The sequence below is a fragment of the Flaviramulus basaltis genome (assembly GCF_900114265.1).
Classification (GTDB): Bacteria; Bacteroidota; Bacteroidia; order Flavobacteriales; family Flavobacteriaceae; genus Flaviramulus; species Flaviramulus basaltis.
This window is the reverse complement of the sequence record NZ_FPKV01000001.1, coordinates 1217629-1234145: the sequence shown is the minus strand read 5'-3', so window position 1 is coordinate 1234145 and position 16517 is coordinate 1217629. Positions and strand designations below refer to the sequence as shown.

Genomic DNA, 16517 nt, shown 5'->3' with positions numbered 1-16517 from the left:
GTTAAAAATCTCTTTTAATAAAACCTTTATCATATACTTCAAAAATATAACCACCTTCTTGTAATAATATAAAGATTAAATATATAATTAAAAAAACTGCTGTCCATACCACCATACGTCTCAATGCTTTTACCTCATCTCTCATGTGCATAAAATCCCATGTAATATAATAGGCTTTTACTAAAGTTAGTATAATGAAAATCCAGTTTAATATTTTCATTCCTAAAAAATGAGCCATTAAAGGTTCTGGCTTATAAATACCTAATACGACCTCTATAGTTGTAACAATTGTTAAGAAAATTAAAACACCCCAAATTTTTTGAGTATTGGATTTGAACTTAACTAAACCTCTAAATATTTCTAATTTATGTGCGTGTGCCATTTTTTAATACAATTATAAAAATTAAACCAGATAAAAGAATGTAAATACAAATACCCAAACTAAATCTACAAAGTGCCAGTATAAACCAACTTTTTCAACCATTTCGTAGTTTTTTCTTCTTTCATAAGTTCCTAAAATAACATTAAAGAAAATAATGATATTTATTACGACTCCTGAAAATACGTGAAATCCGTGAAATCCTGTTATGAAGAAAAAGAAGTCTGCAAACAATGGCGAACCATATTCATTAACATGTAAATTTGCTCCCTCTACTACTGCCTTACCGTTTAGTTTTATTTGTTTTAATGATTCTTCTCTAGATAGAACTGTTTTGTGCCCATGTTCAGTAAGCGTTTGAGTTCTAATTAATATATTATCATGAGCTTCTAGACCATGTATAACTTCTTCTACTGTATATGTTGGTAAAGTTCCTTCACTAACAAACCATATTCCGTTTTTTTGTTCTTGCTGTACACGCTCATGCTCTCCTGCAACCACAAAATCTCTTAATGCTACACGGCGTCCATCTGTATCAACAAATTGTAAAATATTACCTCCCTTTGTTTGAATAGCACCATAATCGCCTTTTATAAATGTTGCCCATTCCCAAGCTTGAGAACCAACAAATATTAAACCACCAATAATGGTTAAAAACATGTAAATGGTTACTTTACTTTTGTTTAAATGATGACCTGCATCAACTGCTAGTACCATTGTAACTGATGACATAATAAGAACAAATGTCATAAAAGCTACGTAAATCATAGGCAACTCTTGCCCATGTAAAAATGGCACGTGGGTAAATACCTCATCGGCAATTGGCCATGCATCAATAAATTTGAATCTTGAAAACCCGTAGGCTGCTAAAAAACCTGAAAATGTTAAAGCATCTGATACGATGAAAAACCACATCATCATTTTGCCATAACTTGCATTAAGTGGTTGGTTACCGCCTCCCCATGCTTTACCTTCTGTTCCAGTATTTACAACTGTAGTACTCATATATAATGGTTGTTATTTAAAAGTTGCACAAAAATAATCAATTTATTTATCTAATGAAATATAAAAACAAAAAGAGATACACCCAAAGTATATCTATAAAGTGCCAAAAAGTTGCTGCTAGTTCAAAACCAAGCATTTTAGTTGCATTATACTTTTGTTTAAAATGATTATAAATTACTACTAACAAACAAATTAATCCAACAATAACGTGCAAAATATGCACAACTGCTATTAAATAAATGTAAGACATGGTTACATTACTGGTTGGTCCTGTAAAATTGTAGCCTAAATCTATGATTTGTTGAAAGCCTGAAAATTGATTATAAATGAAAACAACACCTAAAATAAGGGTAACAAATAACCATACTGTAGTCATTGAGTTATTCCCTTTTTTTAAAGTATTTTTAGCCAAAAGAAAAGATATGCTGCTTAATACAATTACCACGGTACTAATTATAAAAGCATTTGGCAACACAAAATCTTTTAACCAATCTGGTCTAGAACTACTTACCACAAAAGCACTTGTCCATCCTGCAAACGACATGACAAGAGAAATAATACCAAACCATAGCATCATTTTTTTCGCTCTATTATTTTTTTCTTCTTGAGTACCTTGAGTTAAATCCATGGTTATCTTATAAATTTATCTATTACATAAACAATTTGAACTAAAGTAATGTACGATACACTTACCAGCATTAATTGTTTTGCAGCCTTTTCGGTCATTTTTTTAAATAATCTTATAGCAAAATACAGCATCCACAAACCTATTACAAATACTATAACTGCAGCTACTATCGATAATTCTAATCGTCCAGTAAATCCAAATACTGGAATAATTGAAACTATTATTGTCCAAATGGTGTACATAATAGTTTGTACAGCGGTTCCTTTATCTTGCTTTCCTGTTGGTAGCATAAAAAACCCACCTTTCTTATAATCTTCAAATAAAAACCACCCAATTGCCCAAAAATGAGGAAACTGCCAAAAAAACTGTAATGCAAATAAGGTTCCTGGCTCAATTCCAAAATCATCTGTAGCAGCAACCCAACCTAACATGAATGGAATAGCTCCCGGAATAGCTCCTACAAAAACAGATAAAGGTGTTTTAGTTTTTAATGGTGTATAAACACAGGTGTATAAAAAAATAGAAATAGCACCAAACATAGCCGTTTGCTTGTTTATAGTGTATAAAATAATAATACCTGCGAGTGTAAAAATTGAAGCAATAATAAAAGCAGTAGTTACCGACATGCGTCCTGCTGGAATAGGCCTGTTTTTAGTACGATCCATTAAGGCGTCCAAATCCTTTTCAATAATTTGATTAAAAGCGTTAGAAGCTCCAACCATAAAATAACCACCAAACGCTAGTAATATTAAGGTTTTATAATCAACCGTATCAACCCCAAGCAAGTAACCTGCAATAGATGAAAAAACAACACTTAATGCTAATCGCATTTTTGTGATTTCTTTAAAATCTGTAATTACAGAAGGGCTTGTTAATGAAGATTTTGAATTACTCAATATGTTGTTACCTTAATCGCTTTTGTATTGCGAGTGCAAATATACTTCATAAAAGCAATTTGAGCAATGGTAAGTGTATTTTTAATATCTTTATAATAATGATAAAAAATTCCATTTCATGAAAGTATTCAAATGCTTAACTTTTCTATTCTTTATTTCAATATCTTTTTCAAGTTGTGCGCAACGCAATTTTGATGATGTAACCATTGTAACCACAAAGCTTTCAGACCATATTTATATGCTAGTTGGAAGCGGTGGTAATATTGGCGTTTCGGCTGGCGATGATACCGTACTAGTTATTGACAACCAATTTGCACCATTAACACCTAAAATTTTAGAGACCATAAAAAAACTTAGTGATAAACCTGTGAAAATTGTAATGAACACACACCATCATGGAGATCACACTGGTGGTAATGAGAATTTCGGGGAATTAGGCTCAACTATTATTGCACATGATAATGTTAGAAAACGTCTTGAAAGCGAAAGACCAAAAATAGCACTACCCGTTATTACGTTTAATGATAAATTGAACTTAGAAATTAATGGAGAACAAGTTGCTGTTTTTCATGTTGAAAATGCACACACTGATGGTGATATTATGCTATATTTTACTGATAGTAACGTGTTACATACAGGTGATACTTATTTTAATGGACGCTTTCCTTATATCGATTTAAATTCTGGAGGAAGTGTTGATGGTTATATTAATGCAGTGAAATCTAGTTTAATGGTTATAGACGATAATACTAAAATTATCCCCGGACATGGAGACTTATCAAACAAAGCAGAATATGATTCTTTTTTAAAAATGCTTCAAACACTAAAAACAAATGTTTTAGAAGAAATTAAAAAAGGCAAAACTGAAGATGATGTGGCAAACAATGAAAGCATTACCAAAACGTTTGACGATTTAGGTTATGGCACTGGATTTATTAATGGCGAAAAAATACGACGAACTTTTTATAAGAGTTTGAAAAAGTAATTTTCTAATAATCAAAATACCAATTAAACAAATCGGTTCTAATTCCAAAATTAAACCAAACCGTATCACTCTTAAACGTTGAAGATGTTGTTGCATCAGGATTAAAATTTCTAACCGTAATATCTGTAAAAATCTTCAAATTGGATGCTGGATTTATAAGATAACCTGCCTGTAAATTACCATTAAATATTTTTGTTTTAATACCTTGACCAACTTCCACACCCGTATCAAAAGGTCTGTCATTATAATTTCTATAAATATCGCCTCCGTAACTAAAATTATCGGTTCCATCATTAATATCCAATCCGCGAGTACCAAAAATTAATTTAGCATCGGCAAACCAACGTTTATAATGATAGCGTCCAATTAAAATAGCTTCACTAAAATTAGCGCCCCATAAATGTGCCATAGATTGGTTATTATGCCCATAATTTGTTGCTATAGTATTGTGGGAATAGGTATAAGGTCGAATTCGGTTATATTCAAATTGAAGTAATAAGTTATCAACTTTAAAAGCATTATAATATTTAACTCCTAATTGATAGCCAAACTTATTCTTCCAACTTTTTTCTCCACCTTTTACATCATTTAGCGAAAATTCATCTAAAACAAACTGGCTATATAAATTGACATTATCATTCCATTTATATTTTGCTGAAGCTCCCATTATAGCATTACCAGAAGCTTGACCTGTTTCAAACTCAATAGCGCGATAAAAAATAATAGGGTTTAAATAGTTCACATCAAAACCACGATCATTTGTGTTTGTCCAAATTACAGATTCAAATAACCCTAAATTAAATCGTTTAGAAACATTCCAACTTAAATAATGGTTTGCCATATATTTGGTTAAAAAAGCACCATCTTCTGTAACTTCTGGTCTTACATCTTTTAACCACATCCAAGTATTGGTGTATTTTATTTTCCAGAATTTTGTATTTAACTTTAAAAATGGGTGTGGACTTGCTACATCACTAAGTAATAAAGAACGATATCCATCACCAATAAAATTTTTACCATGCCCAAATTGAATATTAATAAACTTTGCTGGTGCATACGATAAATAAGCCTCTGCCACTGGATAGTCGTAAGAATCTGTTTTAAAACGTTTCGCAATACCACGCCCTGGAATTATAGCGGGATCTGGACCAAAACCCCTTAAACTTTCAGCATACTCATTTACATATTGTGCAAAACGCCCTTGACTTTCAAAAACAGAAGCATAAAAATTAAACTTTTTCCCGAGTCCACCTTGAACCAAAAACCCTCTGGTATTGTTATAAGTAGAACTAAAATTGGCTTCAGAATCTTTACCAACTTCTAAATCGAAAATAGGATCTATAGTAAACCAATAATCTTCAGTTTGTAATTGAACTAAATGTTCATTCCAGAGTTTTCTACCAGCCCAAGCATCGGTTTCTTTTTTTAGTTTTTCTTTTTCGGCTTTAAAATCGTAATATTTTGAAACTTCCTCATAAACAAAAGGTTTTGATGCTGTATGACTATTTGTTCCAACAAGATTCATACTTCTATCAAACCTAGAATAATCACTATGTGTAAATTGAATATTTAATTGACTACTATATGCTTTATCTTCAAAAGCTTTTAGACTAGAATTCACATTATCAAACTCTTTTTTTGCAGCATCTTCTAGTTTAGATATTTCTTTTAATTTTTCTACATCTTGTGTAACCACATTTTGATTTACCAAAGGAATTTTAATTGGTAAAGAATATTGTTTAAAAGTTTTTCTACCATTATAGGTTGCTGGTTTTATTTTTGGAAAGGCCGAAAAAACTCTTTTAGCCTCTTCTTTTAATTCCTTGTAAACAGCATCTGTATAAATAACTTTAAATTCTCCAATAGTATCAACTTCAAAGAGCACCACAACTTCACCTTTATAATTTTCTTTAACAACTTGCTCTGGCACTTTAAAGCTCTCATAAATGAGTCTGTAAACATTCTTATCAAAACAATTCTGTAAAGAATCTATTTCTATGTTCTCGCAATTTGGAAACACAGGTGGTTTTTCTGGTAAAAAAGCATTTTGAGAGTAACTATTATATTGAACTAAAAGTAGGAGTAGTACAATGAATTGCTTCATTTTTTATGATTGAGAATTAATTTAAAAGTGAAAGATACTATATTTTTAATAATGCAACATTAAAAAACCGCTATCACTAAATTGATAACGGTTTTGAAAGCCTGAAATTATAATTTTTACTTTTTACTGCACTTGAAATACTATTGGTAGCGTGTAAATAACACCTACATTTTTATCGTTTTGTTTGCCAGGTGTCATTTCTGGCAGCATATTAATAACACGAACAGCTTCGTCTTGTAATTTAGGATGTGGTGCTCTAGTTTTAATATTGTTTACATGACCTGTTTTATCAATTGTGAACTGTACATCAATTTTTTGTCTTCCTGACAAACCATAATCTGAAGCGATATCACTATTAAATTTGCGTTGAATTAGCTTTGTTATTTTTTCAGACATACATTTTTTTCTTTCATCATTACCTTTTGCTTTTTCACAACCTGGGTAAATTGGAACATTTTGTATAAAATTATAAGGGACATTTGTTTCATCATCTGGCATATCAATTACACTAACTTGACTTGGATCTATTGGAGCATCTGGTGATGTGTTTTGGTCACTTGTAATAATTTCTAATGCTTTTTTAATTTCATAATCATTGTCTACTTCTTTTATCTTATCAATCAAAACAGTCTTTTTTTGAATTTCAGGTTCAGACTTTGGCAAAGGTTCTTCATAAACCTTGAAGTTTTCAATTGAAATTTCAATAGGACCATCTGACGGAATAACTTCAACAAGCTTAGGAATAGTCGTTTCAAATTTCATTTCAAGCAAACCATAGGCTGCCAGTAAACAAACAATTAACCCTATTTGAAAATAAAGGGTGGAGTTTTTTTGTAAATTTGCTTCATGCTTTTGTGATTTTTTCACGGTTTCTCCATTTTGCCGAATGGTTTCGTGAGTTTTCTTAAGATTACTCATAATATTTATAGTTTAAATGTTAATATTATGGTAAAGTCACAATAAGTATACCAAAAAAGAAATCCCGTTACAAAATTGTAACGGGATTTTATATATAAAGAAATTTCTCTTTATGTTAATCTTGAACTTGGAAAATAATAGGTAACGAATATGGAACGTTTACTGGTTTACCACGTTGTTTTCCTGGTTTCATTTTTGGTAACAACCCAATAACACGAGCTGCTTCTTTTTCTAAACCTGGGTGTGGTGCTCTTGCACGTATACCTACAATATTACCTGTTTTGTCTATTTTGAAAATTACATTAATACGTTGTCTTCCTGATAATCCTAAATCACTAGCTAAGTCTGTATTAAATTTTCTATTTACAAATTGTGATATTTTTTGAGACATACAATCTCTTTTTTGAGTATTATTACCACTCTCACATCCTGGAAATACTGGTACGTTTTCAATTACTGAGAAAGGCACGTCAATATCCTCTTCTACTTCTTCTACTTCTACTTCTTCAACCTCTACAATTTCAGTTTCTTGATCTACCTCTGTAGATTCAATAACTGTTTCTTCAATTTCAACCTCATCCTCAACAATCTCTATCACTTCTGGCGCTGCAGGTGGTGGTGGTGGTGGTGGTGGTGTTTGTAATTGTTCTGTGATTGGAATTTCTTCATCATCTAACTCATCAAGGTTTAACTGCCCTATATCTATGTTAGACTTATCATACGTTTTGTAATTGATAGCATAATTTGTTAAAAATAACATTAAAGCTAGACCAATTGCGAAATAAAGTGAACTGTTACGTCCAACATTTGCTTTAGGATTTTTTTTAGGTTCCATAATTTAAATCATTTATCAAGATTGCTAAAATAACTATTTATTTATCAAAAAAGCAAGTGTTTAATAGTTTTTAACGTGTAAACCCTTTTTAAACCACAGTGCTGTCGATGCCAATAATGCTCCAAGGGTATTAGCTGTAATATCACAAACATCTAAGGTTCTTGAAACTGTCATGGTATCTTGTAATACTTCAATAATTATACCAAATATTACTGATACTATAAATGCTAAAAAAATAGCCTGTTTTTTTTTAAATTTAAAAGAATATAAAAACGCACTAAACCACAAATAGGTTAGTAAACAATAAGCTGAAAAATGAAATATTTTGTCTCCAAAAGAAACCCCTATATCAGGAAGATCATCCATTCTAATTAAGCTAACTGTAGCTAATGCTATTGAATATATTATTGTTAGTATTAGCGCTAATTTTTTAAGCACCAATTAATGCTTTGTAATCATCGGCAGACATTAGTGCTTCTGTTTGAGACATATCAGAACACTTAACTTTTATCATCCAACCATCTCCATAAGGATCAGAATTTACCTTTTCTGGTTCATCTTCTAAAGCTTCATTAAACTCAATAATCTCACCAGATAATGGTAAAAATAAATCTGATACAGTTTTCACAGCTTCAACAGTTCCAAAAATTTCTTCTGCGTCTAAAGTTTCATCTAGAGTTTCAACCTCTACGTAAACAATATCACCTAACTCACCTTGTGCAAAATCTGTAATACCAATAGTTGCTACATCGCCTTCTATTTTAACCCATTCGTGGTCTTTAGTATATTTTAAATCTGATGGAATATTCATGTTTTTAATTTAAGTTCGTTTATTCAACAAATGTATTTATTCAAAGTTTAAATTCAAACCCTTATTTGTTAATTCCCAAAATTATATCTGATGGTAAATCCTGAACGAATTGTTGTTTGTGGAAATGCTGTTGAAATAGCATATTCTGAAAACGTATAATCAAAATAGAAAATCCCAGTTAAGTTTTTGCTAAACGCATAATCTGCCGAATATTTTAAACCCCAAATGGTTTGACCTGATGTAATTTGATTATTTTCTAAATCTAAATATCTAATAATAGTTTTATTATCTCTTACAGATATATCTGCCTTCATATTTAAATCACTAACAATACGTTTTTGTGGGCCTGCCAAATTAGAACGAATGCGTAAATCTTTAATTCTGTAACCTAAACCAATAATATATTCGTTTCCTTGAACTTCGGTCATTAAATTATTGTCAAAACTCAATGATAGCAATCTATCCTTTTTAATTTCAGCTAGAATTTTAACTGAATTTTTCATTTCAAAATCTAATCGAACTAAAGGACTAAACATTTCTGTTAAGTTGATATTACTAAATAAACGCTCGTTTTTATAATTTCCTGATTGGTCTAGTGCTCCCTGTGGCTGACTTGTATAAGGCATTCCTTGTACTGGCCTATTACCATCCTCCAAATTTAAGTTAGTGCTAAACTGATTGATTGTATATGTAGAACGGTAGCCATGGGTTAATGAAAAACGTTTGAAACGCTTTTTAAACCAATTGAATTTCATAAAACCTGTATACTTTAAATCCCAGTTTGGAATAGGCACATCTCTAAAAGCACTGGTTTTAATTTTGCTAGCATCTTGTCCTGAATAAGCAGCTAAAAATGCTGGCAATAAAACCTTTTGGTTATTTTTACCAAAACCTAGTGGGTAACCTTCTGCATCTCTATCAAAAGAAGGTGTACCATAAAAATCCTCAGCTAATCTATCAGCTATTTTTAATCGGTTAGCTCTAAAATCATTGAAAGCATCACTTATATTTTCATCACTTTTACTAAATGCTGTTTTAATTAAAATGGTTGAGATATTAAAGTTTCCAAATGTATTAGGTGTTAAGGATTCGTACTCATAGTTCCCACCTATATCATTTACTCTAAAATTCTCAGTATAATTTTCATAATAAGCTCTATTTCCAACTAAATCAATTTTCAAATCTTGAATAGGCTCTAAGCTAGCAGAAACATCCAATTGTTTTGTATTAGTAGTTGTAAACTGCTGATTAAATTCTGGAAATAATGTTAACCAACCTCTTCTTGCTGCTAAATATCTAACATCACTTTGGCTACCAAAAGTAAAACCTGTAGTTGGTTTTAAAGTGCCTATAAAACCTGGAGTTTGTGTATAACCTGGCAAAAATGTTCCATTATTTTCTGAATAATTAAACTGAATTCTCTTAATACTTGTTAAAATATCAACTCCTGCATTTAATATTTTTGTAACCGATTGATTTTTTGCTTTTGGTGTTGGTGATTTATTTTGATCTGGTCCTGGAGGTCCTCCTCCCGGAGTTGTTCTTCTTCTAACCGTTCTAATAGGTTTTTTCACTAATCCAATATATTTGTACAAACGGTTCATATCTAAAGTGGTACTAATATTATGAACGTTTGAATTTTGAATAGTATTTCCTAAATCGAAGTTTCCTGTAAGTTGATTATTAGGGTCGTTAGGATCTGTATAAGTAAGATCTAAATCGCCATATAAATCTGAACCTTTTTGCCATAAAAAGCTTCCAGTATATTGATAAGTGGCATCTATAAAACTAAATGTTGGTATTTTGTTTATTGGCAATTGATAGGTGACACCCAAATTTTGACTTTGTCTATTTGGATCTCCAATATCAAGTAAACCATCCCAAACATCAAGCTCATCATCTTGTTCTCCTCTTATTAAATCATTATCCTTATAATAATTTCTAACAATATTATTGTTTGCTGCTGTAAAATTGAATTGTAATGATTTTGTTAGATTATAGTTTACACCATATTGAAAATCGAAAGTGTAATTTCTTCTGAATAATTCCTCAATACCAATATTTGAACCTGTTAAATCTACTTCTCTAAATTTTTGCCTGTTGAATTGCCTGTTAATATCTGTATTAACTGTAAAACTTGTAGGTAGTAAGTTAAAATTAAAATCTTTTAAAAACTTCCAATACTTACCCGTGAATAAGGAATCGTTTTTCTTGAATGGCTCAACAGTTACTGGATTAAAATTATGTGCATAATTAGCACCAACTCGAAGGGTTTTATTAACTGAGTTTTCAATTTCAAAATCTCTATGCTCAACTTTGTTATACGAATAGTTAAAAGTGACATTTTCAACATCATAAAAACGTGGTTTAGCATCGGTTGTTCTGGTTTTTCTAACCCCTATAAAATTGATACTTTGTCGTTTTGTGTAATCTTCCGATTGCTCTTTTATTCTCTCTCTTTCAGCATTATCATTAGCAGCCTCAAGTCTAGAGTCTAAAGTTAAATCTTTATAAAACTGATCATATTTTGGTGTAATCAACTCCTCACTCTGTCCATAATTAAATGGCACTTGAATACCCCATTTTTTTGGTAATAACTGCCCAATATTTATATTAGTAACAACATCATATTGTTGTACATCTTCCAAACTACGCTGACTAGGACCTTGCTCTAACGAACCAAAACCAGAAGTACTTTGTCTTCCTGTTGCGCTAATATTTGCAAAGTCTGCAATATTAGTATCCATACTTACAACGGCTGCCCAACCACCTTCGTTATCTAAATCTGATAAACGTAATTCGTTAAACCAAAGTTCTGCACAAACTTCACCGTTAGATCTATTTTTAACACCAACCATAAGGGTTCTAATATCTCCAAAATTAGGATTTCCCTTAATTCCTACACGATGCTGGCCAATAGCATAACCACTAAATGGGTCTGTAGCCAGTACAATATCGCCATTAATAACATCATAAAACGTTGGATTTACATTACTCAAGGTCATATCTGAAATACCTTGTGCTTTAACTTTTCCTAAAATATCAATAGGTAAGTTAATTTCATTTTCTGTTGGCCACAATCCATCTCTTGTTGTTGATTGTGAAATTAGTAATGGTATTTCTATTTGATAATAATTTTCAGTAAGATCGTTACCCATTCGAATAAAACCTACTAAGTCATCATCATTTAAATTTCCTATTCCAGATTCGCCATCTTCAGCATGCATAAACATTCTTATACGTTTATACTGTCGCATATCTACATTTATGTTTTTGTAAACTGCTCTAGAATCTTCAGACTCTAAATTACAAACCTTTACAACTAACGATTGTTCATTTTGACGAACTACAGTATTATTATTAAATAATTCCTCTGGCTCAATTCCTGGAGGTCTATCATAACTTCCTTCATTTTCTAATGTACCAATAACACCAACTGAAAAATCGGTATCATCATCAGCCGGATCATCTTTATCAAACTCTAAAGTTTGTGAGTAACGTCTCCAATCACTTCTAACTAAGTCTAAAGTACCAAAACGAAATACTGTAGGTTGTGTAAATTCTTTAAGATATAATCTTGTAAAACGAATAGATCTTAAATCTGTAATTCCTCCAACTGGTGTTGCTAAGCTTCCTTGAACAGGAATTCTAAATTGATACCATCTTACATTAACACTTTCTCCGTTTGGTAGTATACGTGGTCTATCTTTAAAATCTCTTAAATACTCTTTTAAAGGGTTACTATTGGGTAGATTCTCAAAATCCGCTTGAGATATTGGCAAGTTTTGTCTTGTAATATCTAATTCATACTCATAATAACTATCAATCGTGTTCATGGTATTATCACGATTAATATCTTCTACATCGGGTTGTGTATTAGCACCTCTATTGGTGTCTGAAAACGTGTCTGGTGTGTTTCCATCTGCTCCATTATATTTTTTATAACGATCAAAAACATTTCCTTCTGCATTTAAAAAGTATGCGTAATTATCGTTTGATGGATCTTCTAAAGCGCTAAAAGCATCAGATATAGTACGTTCCTCAACATCGTTATAACCATCATAACCAACATCTTGATTGGTTCGTTCTTGCCCTGTTGTATCAAAAGCATAAATTAAGGACTGATTTTGTGGCACCACAGTTCCCCAAGTTGTAGGCTGAAGTAAACTTACATCTCCATCTTTTGGCAATCCATTTTCATATAATTTTTTACCATCTTTAATGATATCTTCTGATATATTACCTAAATTGAATACTAACTTTCCTCCAGGGTTTGATGGATTTTCTTGAAATGGATCTTGTAACCAAAACTCAATATACTCAACATTTTGTTGTTCAAAATCTGTAGATGTTAATTGACGTGTAATTCCTGCCCAAGCATTTTGAGGATTACTAATTGTACCACCGGCAGCATTAGGCTCAAAATTATAAGGCCCTCTTTCTGTTGGATAATATGCTAAATCTAGTGTGAATAATACCGAATTTTGTCCTTGAACTAAATCTCTATCTGGGAAAAGTTCATTTATAAATACACGACTTGTATACAAGCCAGAAACATCATCATCTGAAATACCACTAGGACGCTGGCTACTATAAAAAATAGGATCAATACTATACCAATTCAGCAACGCTCTATCATAACCACTTTCAATACCATTAACATATTCTGGATCTGTTTCTCCATCTCCATCTAAATCTGCAGGTCTACTAGATAAATACCAAGATTGTTGCGATTTTAAATCGATACCATTTTGTGATCCTTCAAAATCATCAACATACGATGTGGCTTCTCCGTTAAGATTTGTGCCTTTTGGAGCTCCTGGTGCTAAATATGCAAATTCTCCTCTGAGTGATAAATTTGATTCTACATCGGTATCTATATTTGGTAACTTATTGGCTAATCGTGTTAAAAATGGGACTTTGGTTGAGTAATTTCCGTTTAGCCCAAAAATAGTATTGTTAATTGGCTCTGTACCATAGTTAGCTTTTTGAGTAATTGGACGTTCATTTAAATTTAAAAGCGTTCCACCTAAAACAAAGTTTTCATTAAATTTATGCTCTACATTTAAGCCTGTAAAACGTCTTGTTTGTTGCCCAAAAACAGCATTATTTTCGGTAGAAACTTCTATTGGAGTGTTTGATGCTTTTAACGCTTCGTCTAAAATTTGAACACGACCTAAATTATAATTAACCGTATAATCAATTCCTTCTACTAAAACACGACCACCAGCAGTAACTCTAACCGAACCTCTTGGCACGTTAAAAGACCCAATAGGAATACCATCACCACCTGTAGATTTATAACGTCCCTTTAGTTTGAATTTATTTTTTTCAATCTCTTCTAAAGCTGCTGTTTTTGTACTACTGTAAAGCACATCGTAAACATACTTGGCTTGGTTTTCATTATACGAACTAGTGTCGTTATAATCTTCGCTTACATTTAGGGATAACTTATTAAAGAGATATTCTCCAAAAGGTTCTGCACTTGTAAAAACTATTTTTCCGTTTTGAGGTATTACCGTAATTCCTGGAACAAAATCGAAAAACCCATCTCCTTTTGATTGTGGATCATTATTAAAGTTTAGTTTATCTAAGTTAAAAACTCGTAATAACGGCGTCTCTTCTAAAGGATCTTCATTTGTTGCTGGTGCTGGAAATGGAGTTGTGCCAACGGGTGTTATGTAGTTTAAAGGTGATGCTTCGTTATAAAAAATATTTAATTTAAAATCATCTTGACTTAAATTATAAGCCCCTGTATCATAGATGTTTTTCATCATCAAATCCCAAACTGGTTGGTTTACATTGGTGATGCTACTTTTTAACATTTTTAAAACTAAATTGGAATTTACCACATTTGTTACATCACCATCAGCATTGGTGGTTACATTAGTTGCATCAATTCCATCATTTGCAAATTCACCTACTTGATACACTTTTCCTCCTAAAGTATATTGAAATGCAACTGCTAAAACCTCATCATTATTTAAACGTTGGTTTAAAGAAATGTAACCTAAATCGGTATTTAAAGTATACTCTTGCCCATTGGTTAATTTTCTTGCGTTTTCAAGTTTTGCATAATCAAAACCTTCTCTGGTATTTGCGACTTCTATACCAGACTGAGCAGTAGAAATATCTCTAATATTTTGATTTAATTGAGAATTAGGTGCTGATGCATTAATATTGGTTGGATCGAATGCATTATTTGCATTATTTGGAAAAGCTCCTGGAGCAGCAAAAACATTAACCGCAGAACCCACTTTACCACTTTCACCTAAATCTTGAAGCGCTATAATATTTCTAACATTTTCTGTTCGGTTACTTCTGTTAGTCATCCAAACTTCTAATCGGGTTATTTGCAATCCACGATTATTTGTTAAAGGGTAATTCTGTAATGAGGTATCATAAGTATCTCTAAAATATTGTGCTAAAAAGAAGTGCCTGTTTTCATCATAATCTCTAATAAACAATTCAAATTCTTCTAAGGTTCCTCCACCTTGAGCAACAACCGTATTAGATTGGGATTTTTGTTCCGAAAACACAGCGGTTACACTAGTTTTACCAAACTGTAATTGTGTTTTTACACCAAATAAACTTTGTGCTCCTGTTATTAGAGAACTGTTTAATGGCATGCTAACATTACCTACTTCTATTTTCTGAATAATATCATCCTCGGTTGGTGTGTATTCTAATTTTATAAGTTGTTGAAAATCGAATGTAGATTGTGTGTCGTAATTTGCCGTTACTTGTAATCTAGTTCCAACTTTACCCAACAAACTTAAACTGATACGTTGATCAAAATCAAAGGTAAAATTACTTCTATTTCTTGGTGAAAATGATGGGTTATCTTGTTTTGAAAATAACACTCCTAAATCCATTTCAACAGAACCAGTAGGCGTTACTTCAATTGTATTACTACCAAAAATAGTTTCAAAAAAATCTGATTTCACATAAAACTCTGGTAATAGATTTTTTTGCGCATCATCTGCACCCTCTTTTTTGCCATCAAAAGCATCAATTTTTTCTTTGTAATAACTTCTAAGATTCTCTTTAGCAACTAAATCATAATACTCTCTAGGCGTTAATATAACTGGATAATTTATATTGAAACTTCCTATTTTTTCAGTGTAAATATATCTATTTGTTTCTGGATCATAAGTATATTTAGACTCTACACTATTGGGATTTGGTAATTTTATTTTACCTAAACTAAAACCTGTTTGAACAGAATCTTGAACGGGTTCCTGAGACCAGCCAACAACTGAACAAAATAGCACAAAAACAAAAAAAGTATACTGTTTAAGTGGCTTATAAAAAGTTAGTTTAGTTCTATTCAAAATATATTATAAATTTTTAAGGGCTTGCTTTATAATAGTTTCAACACTAGCATCTGGTTGAGCTATCATAATTTTATCCACAACACGTTCAGCTTGTTTTTTGACAAATCCAAGCACTTCTAAAGCAGATAACGCTTCATTTTTATTGGTATTGTCTTTAGAAACTGAAACTTCATCAATATCATAAATCCTTAATATTTTATCCTTTAAATCTATAATAACACGCTGTGCTGTTTTCGCTCCAATACCCTTTATAGATTGAATTAAAGCCACATCACTACTCGCAATCCCTTCTCTTACTTGTTTTGGAGTTAAAGATGATAACATAGTACGTGCAATACTAGCGCCAATACCACTTACGGATAATAATAGTCTAAAAATTTCACGTTCTGCAAGTGATGAAAACCCATATAATGTATGCGAATCTTCTTTAACTTGAAGATGTGTATACAATTTTAAGTTTTCTCCTTCTGGAATTTGAGAATATGTATGTAATGAAATATGAAGCATATAGCCAACACCATTACAATCAATAACAACGTGAGTTGGATTTTTTTCAGTAAGTTTTCCTTGAATGTGTGTTATCATGAATTGTTATTGGTTAACCTACCAAAAGTAATAA

General features: G+C 31.6%; 12 protein-coding genes. 1 reads left to right on the top strand and 11 read right to left on the bottom strand.

All coding sequences use genetic code 11. From position 1 onward, the window contains the following. Position 1 precedes the first annotated feature (1 nt). The 4 genes from BT151_RS05560 to cyoE are packed head-to-tail and all read right to left on the bottom strand — an operon-like array spanning position 2 to position 2908. On the bottom strand, positions 2 to 382 hold the full coding sequence (locus BT151_RS05560) for a cytochrome C oxidase subunit IV family protein (protein WP_072400747.1): 381 nt from the start codon (positions 380 to 382) through the stop codon (positions 2 to 4). A 21-nt stretch (positions 383 to 403) separates the two neighbouring features. Beyond that, a complete protein-coding gene (locus BT151_RS05555) occupies positions 404 to 1384 on the bottom strand; it encodes a cytochrome c oxidase subunit 3 (RefSeq protein WP_072400746.1) in 981 nt (326 codons plus the stop codon). Between the two features lie 46 nt (positions 1385 to 1430). Further along, positions 1431 to 2012: a cytochrome c oxidase subunit 3 gene (locus tag BT151_RS05550; protein WP_072400745.1), complete on the bottom strand. Its 582-nt coding sequence runs from the start codon at positions 2010 to 2012 to the stop codon at positions 1431 to 1433. Between the two features lie 2 nt (positions 2013 to 2014). Beyond that, positions 2015 to 2908 carry a heme o synthase gene (cyoE, locus tag BT151_RS05545; protein WP_072400744.1) on the bottom strand — a complete coding sequence of 298 codons (894 nt, stop codon included), beginning with the start codon at positions 2906 to 2908 and terminating at the stop codon, positions 2015 to 2017. 118 nt (positions 2909 to 3026) lie between these two features. Here cyoE and BT151_RS05540 point away from each other — a divergent pair, with 118 nt between their 5' ends. Next, positions 3027 to 3893: an MBL fold metallo-hydrolase gene (locus BT151_RS05540; RefSeq protein WP_072400743.1), complete on the top strand. Its 867-nt coding sequence runs from the start codon at positions 3027 to 3029 to the stop codon at positions 3891 to 3893. Between the two features lie 4 nt (positions 3894 to 3897). On the opposite strand, the gene BT151_RS05535 is transcribed toward BT151_RS05540, so the two are convergent. The 7 genes from BT151_RS05535 to ruvA form a co-directional block, all read right to left on the bottom strand. After that, a complete protein-coding gene (locus BT151_RS05535; RefSeq protein WP_072400742.1) occupies positions 3898 to 5997 on the bottom strand; it encodes an energy transducer TonB in 2100 nt (699 codons plus the stop codon). Positions 5998 to 6120: 123 nt separating this feature from the next. Next, on the bottom strand, positions 6121 to 6915 hold the full coding sequence (locus BT151_RS05530; RefSeq protein ID WP_084647866.1) for an energy transducer TonB: 795 nt from the start codon (positions 6913 to 6915) through the stop codon (positions 6121 to 6123). Positions 6916 to 7030: 115 nt separating this feature from the next. Next, positions 7031 to 7750, bottom strand: coding sequence for an energy transducer TonB (locus BT151_RS05525; protein ID WP_072400741.1), 720 nt, complete (start codon positions 7748 to 7750; stop codon positions 7031 to 7033). A gap of 60 nt (positions 7751 to 7810) precedes the next feature. Next, complete coding sequence (locus tag BT151_RS05520) at positions 7811 to 8116, bottom strand: VanZ family protein (RefSeq protein ID WP_072400740.1); 306 nt, start codon at positions 8114 to 8116, stop codon at positions 7811 to 7813. 64 nt (positions 8117 to 8180) lie between these two features. Next, a complete protein-coding gene (gene gcvH / locus BT151_RS05515; RefSeq protein ID WP_072400739.1) occupies positions 8181 to 8561 on the bottom strand; it encodes a glycine cleavage system protein GcvH in 381 nt (126 codons plus the stop codon). A gap of 68 nt (positions 8562 to 8629) precedes the next feature. After that, positions 8630 to 15895, bottom strand: coding sequence for a T9SS outer membrane translocon Sov/SprA (sov, locus tag BT151_RS05510; protein WP_072400738.1), 7266 nt, complete (start codon positions 15893 to 15895; stop codon positions 8630 to 8632). 6 nt (positions 15896 to 15901) lie between these two features. Next, a complete protein-coding gene (gene ruvA / locus BT151_RS05505) occupies positions 15902 to 16483 on the bottom strand; it encodes a Holliday junction branch migration protein RuvA (protein ID WP_072400737.1) in 582 nt (193 codons plus the stop codon). Positions 16484 to 16517: the final 34 nt, after the last annotated feature.

Coding starts and splice junctions, on each gene's coding strand:
- BT151_RS05560 (WP_072400747.1), bottom strand. CDS start 382: ATGGCACACGCACATAAATTAGAAATATTTAGAGGTTTAGTTAAGTTC.
- BT151_RS05555 (WP_072400746.1), bottom strand. CDS start 1,384: ATGAGTACTACAGTTGTAAATACTGGAACAGAAGGTAAAGCATGGGGA.
- BT151_RS05550 (WP_072400745.1), bottom strand. CDS start 2,012: ATGGATTTAACTCAAGGTACTCAAGAAGAAAAAAATAATAGAGCGAAA.
- BT151_RS05540 (WP_072400743.1), top strand. CDS start 3,027: ATGAAAGTATTCAAATGCTTAACTTTTCTATTCTTTATTTCAATATCT.
- BT151_RS05535 (WP_072400742.1), bottom strand. CDS start 5,997: ATGAAGCAATTCATTGTACTACTCCTACTTTTAGTTCAATATAATAGT.
- BT151_RS05530 (WP_084647866.1), bottom strand. CDS start 6,915: ATGAGTAATCTTAAGAAAACTCACGAAACCATTCGGCAAAATGGAGAA.
- BT151_RS05525 (WP_072400741.1), bottom strand. CDS start 7,750: ATGGAACCTAAAAAAAATCCTAAAGCAAATGTTGGACGTAACAGTTCA.
- BT151_RS05520 (WP_072400740.1), bottom strand. CDS start 8,116: ATGGATGATCTTCCTGATATAGGGGTTTCTTTTGGAGACAAAATATTT.
- gcvH (WP_072400739.1), bottom strand. CDS start 8,561: ATGAATATTCCATCAGATTTAAAATATACTAAAGACCACGAATGGGTT.
- ruvA (WP_072400737.1), bottom strand. CDS start 16,483: ATGATAACACACATTCAAGGAAAACTTACTGAAAAAAATCCAACTCAC.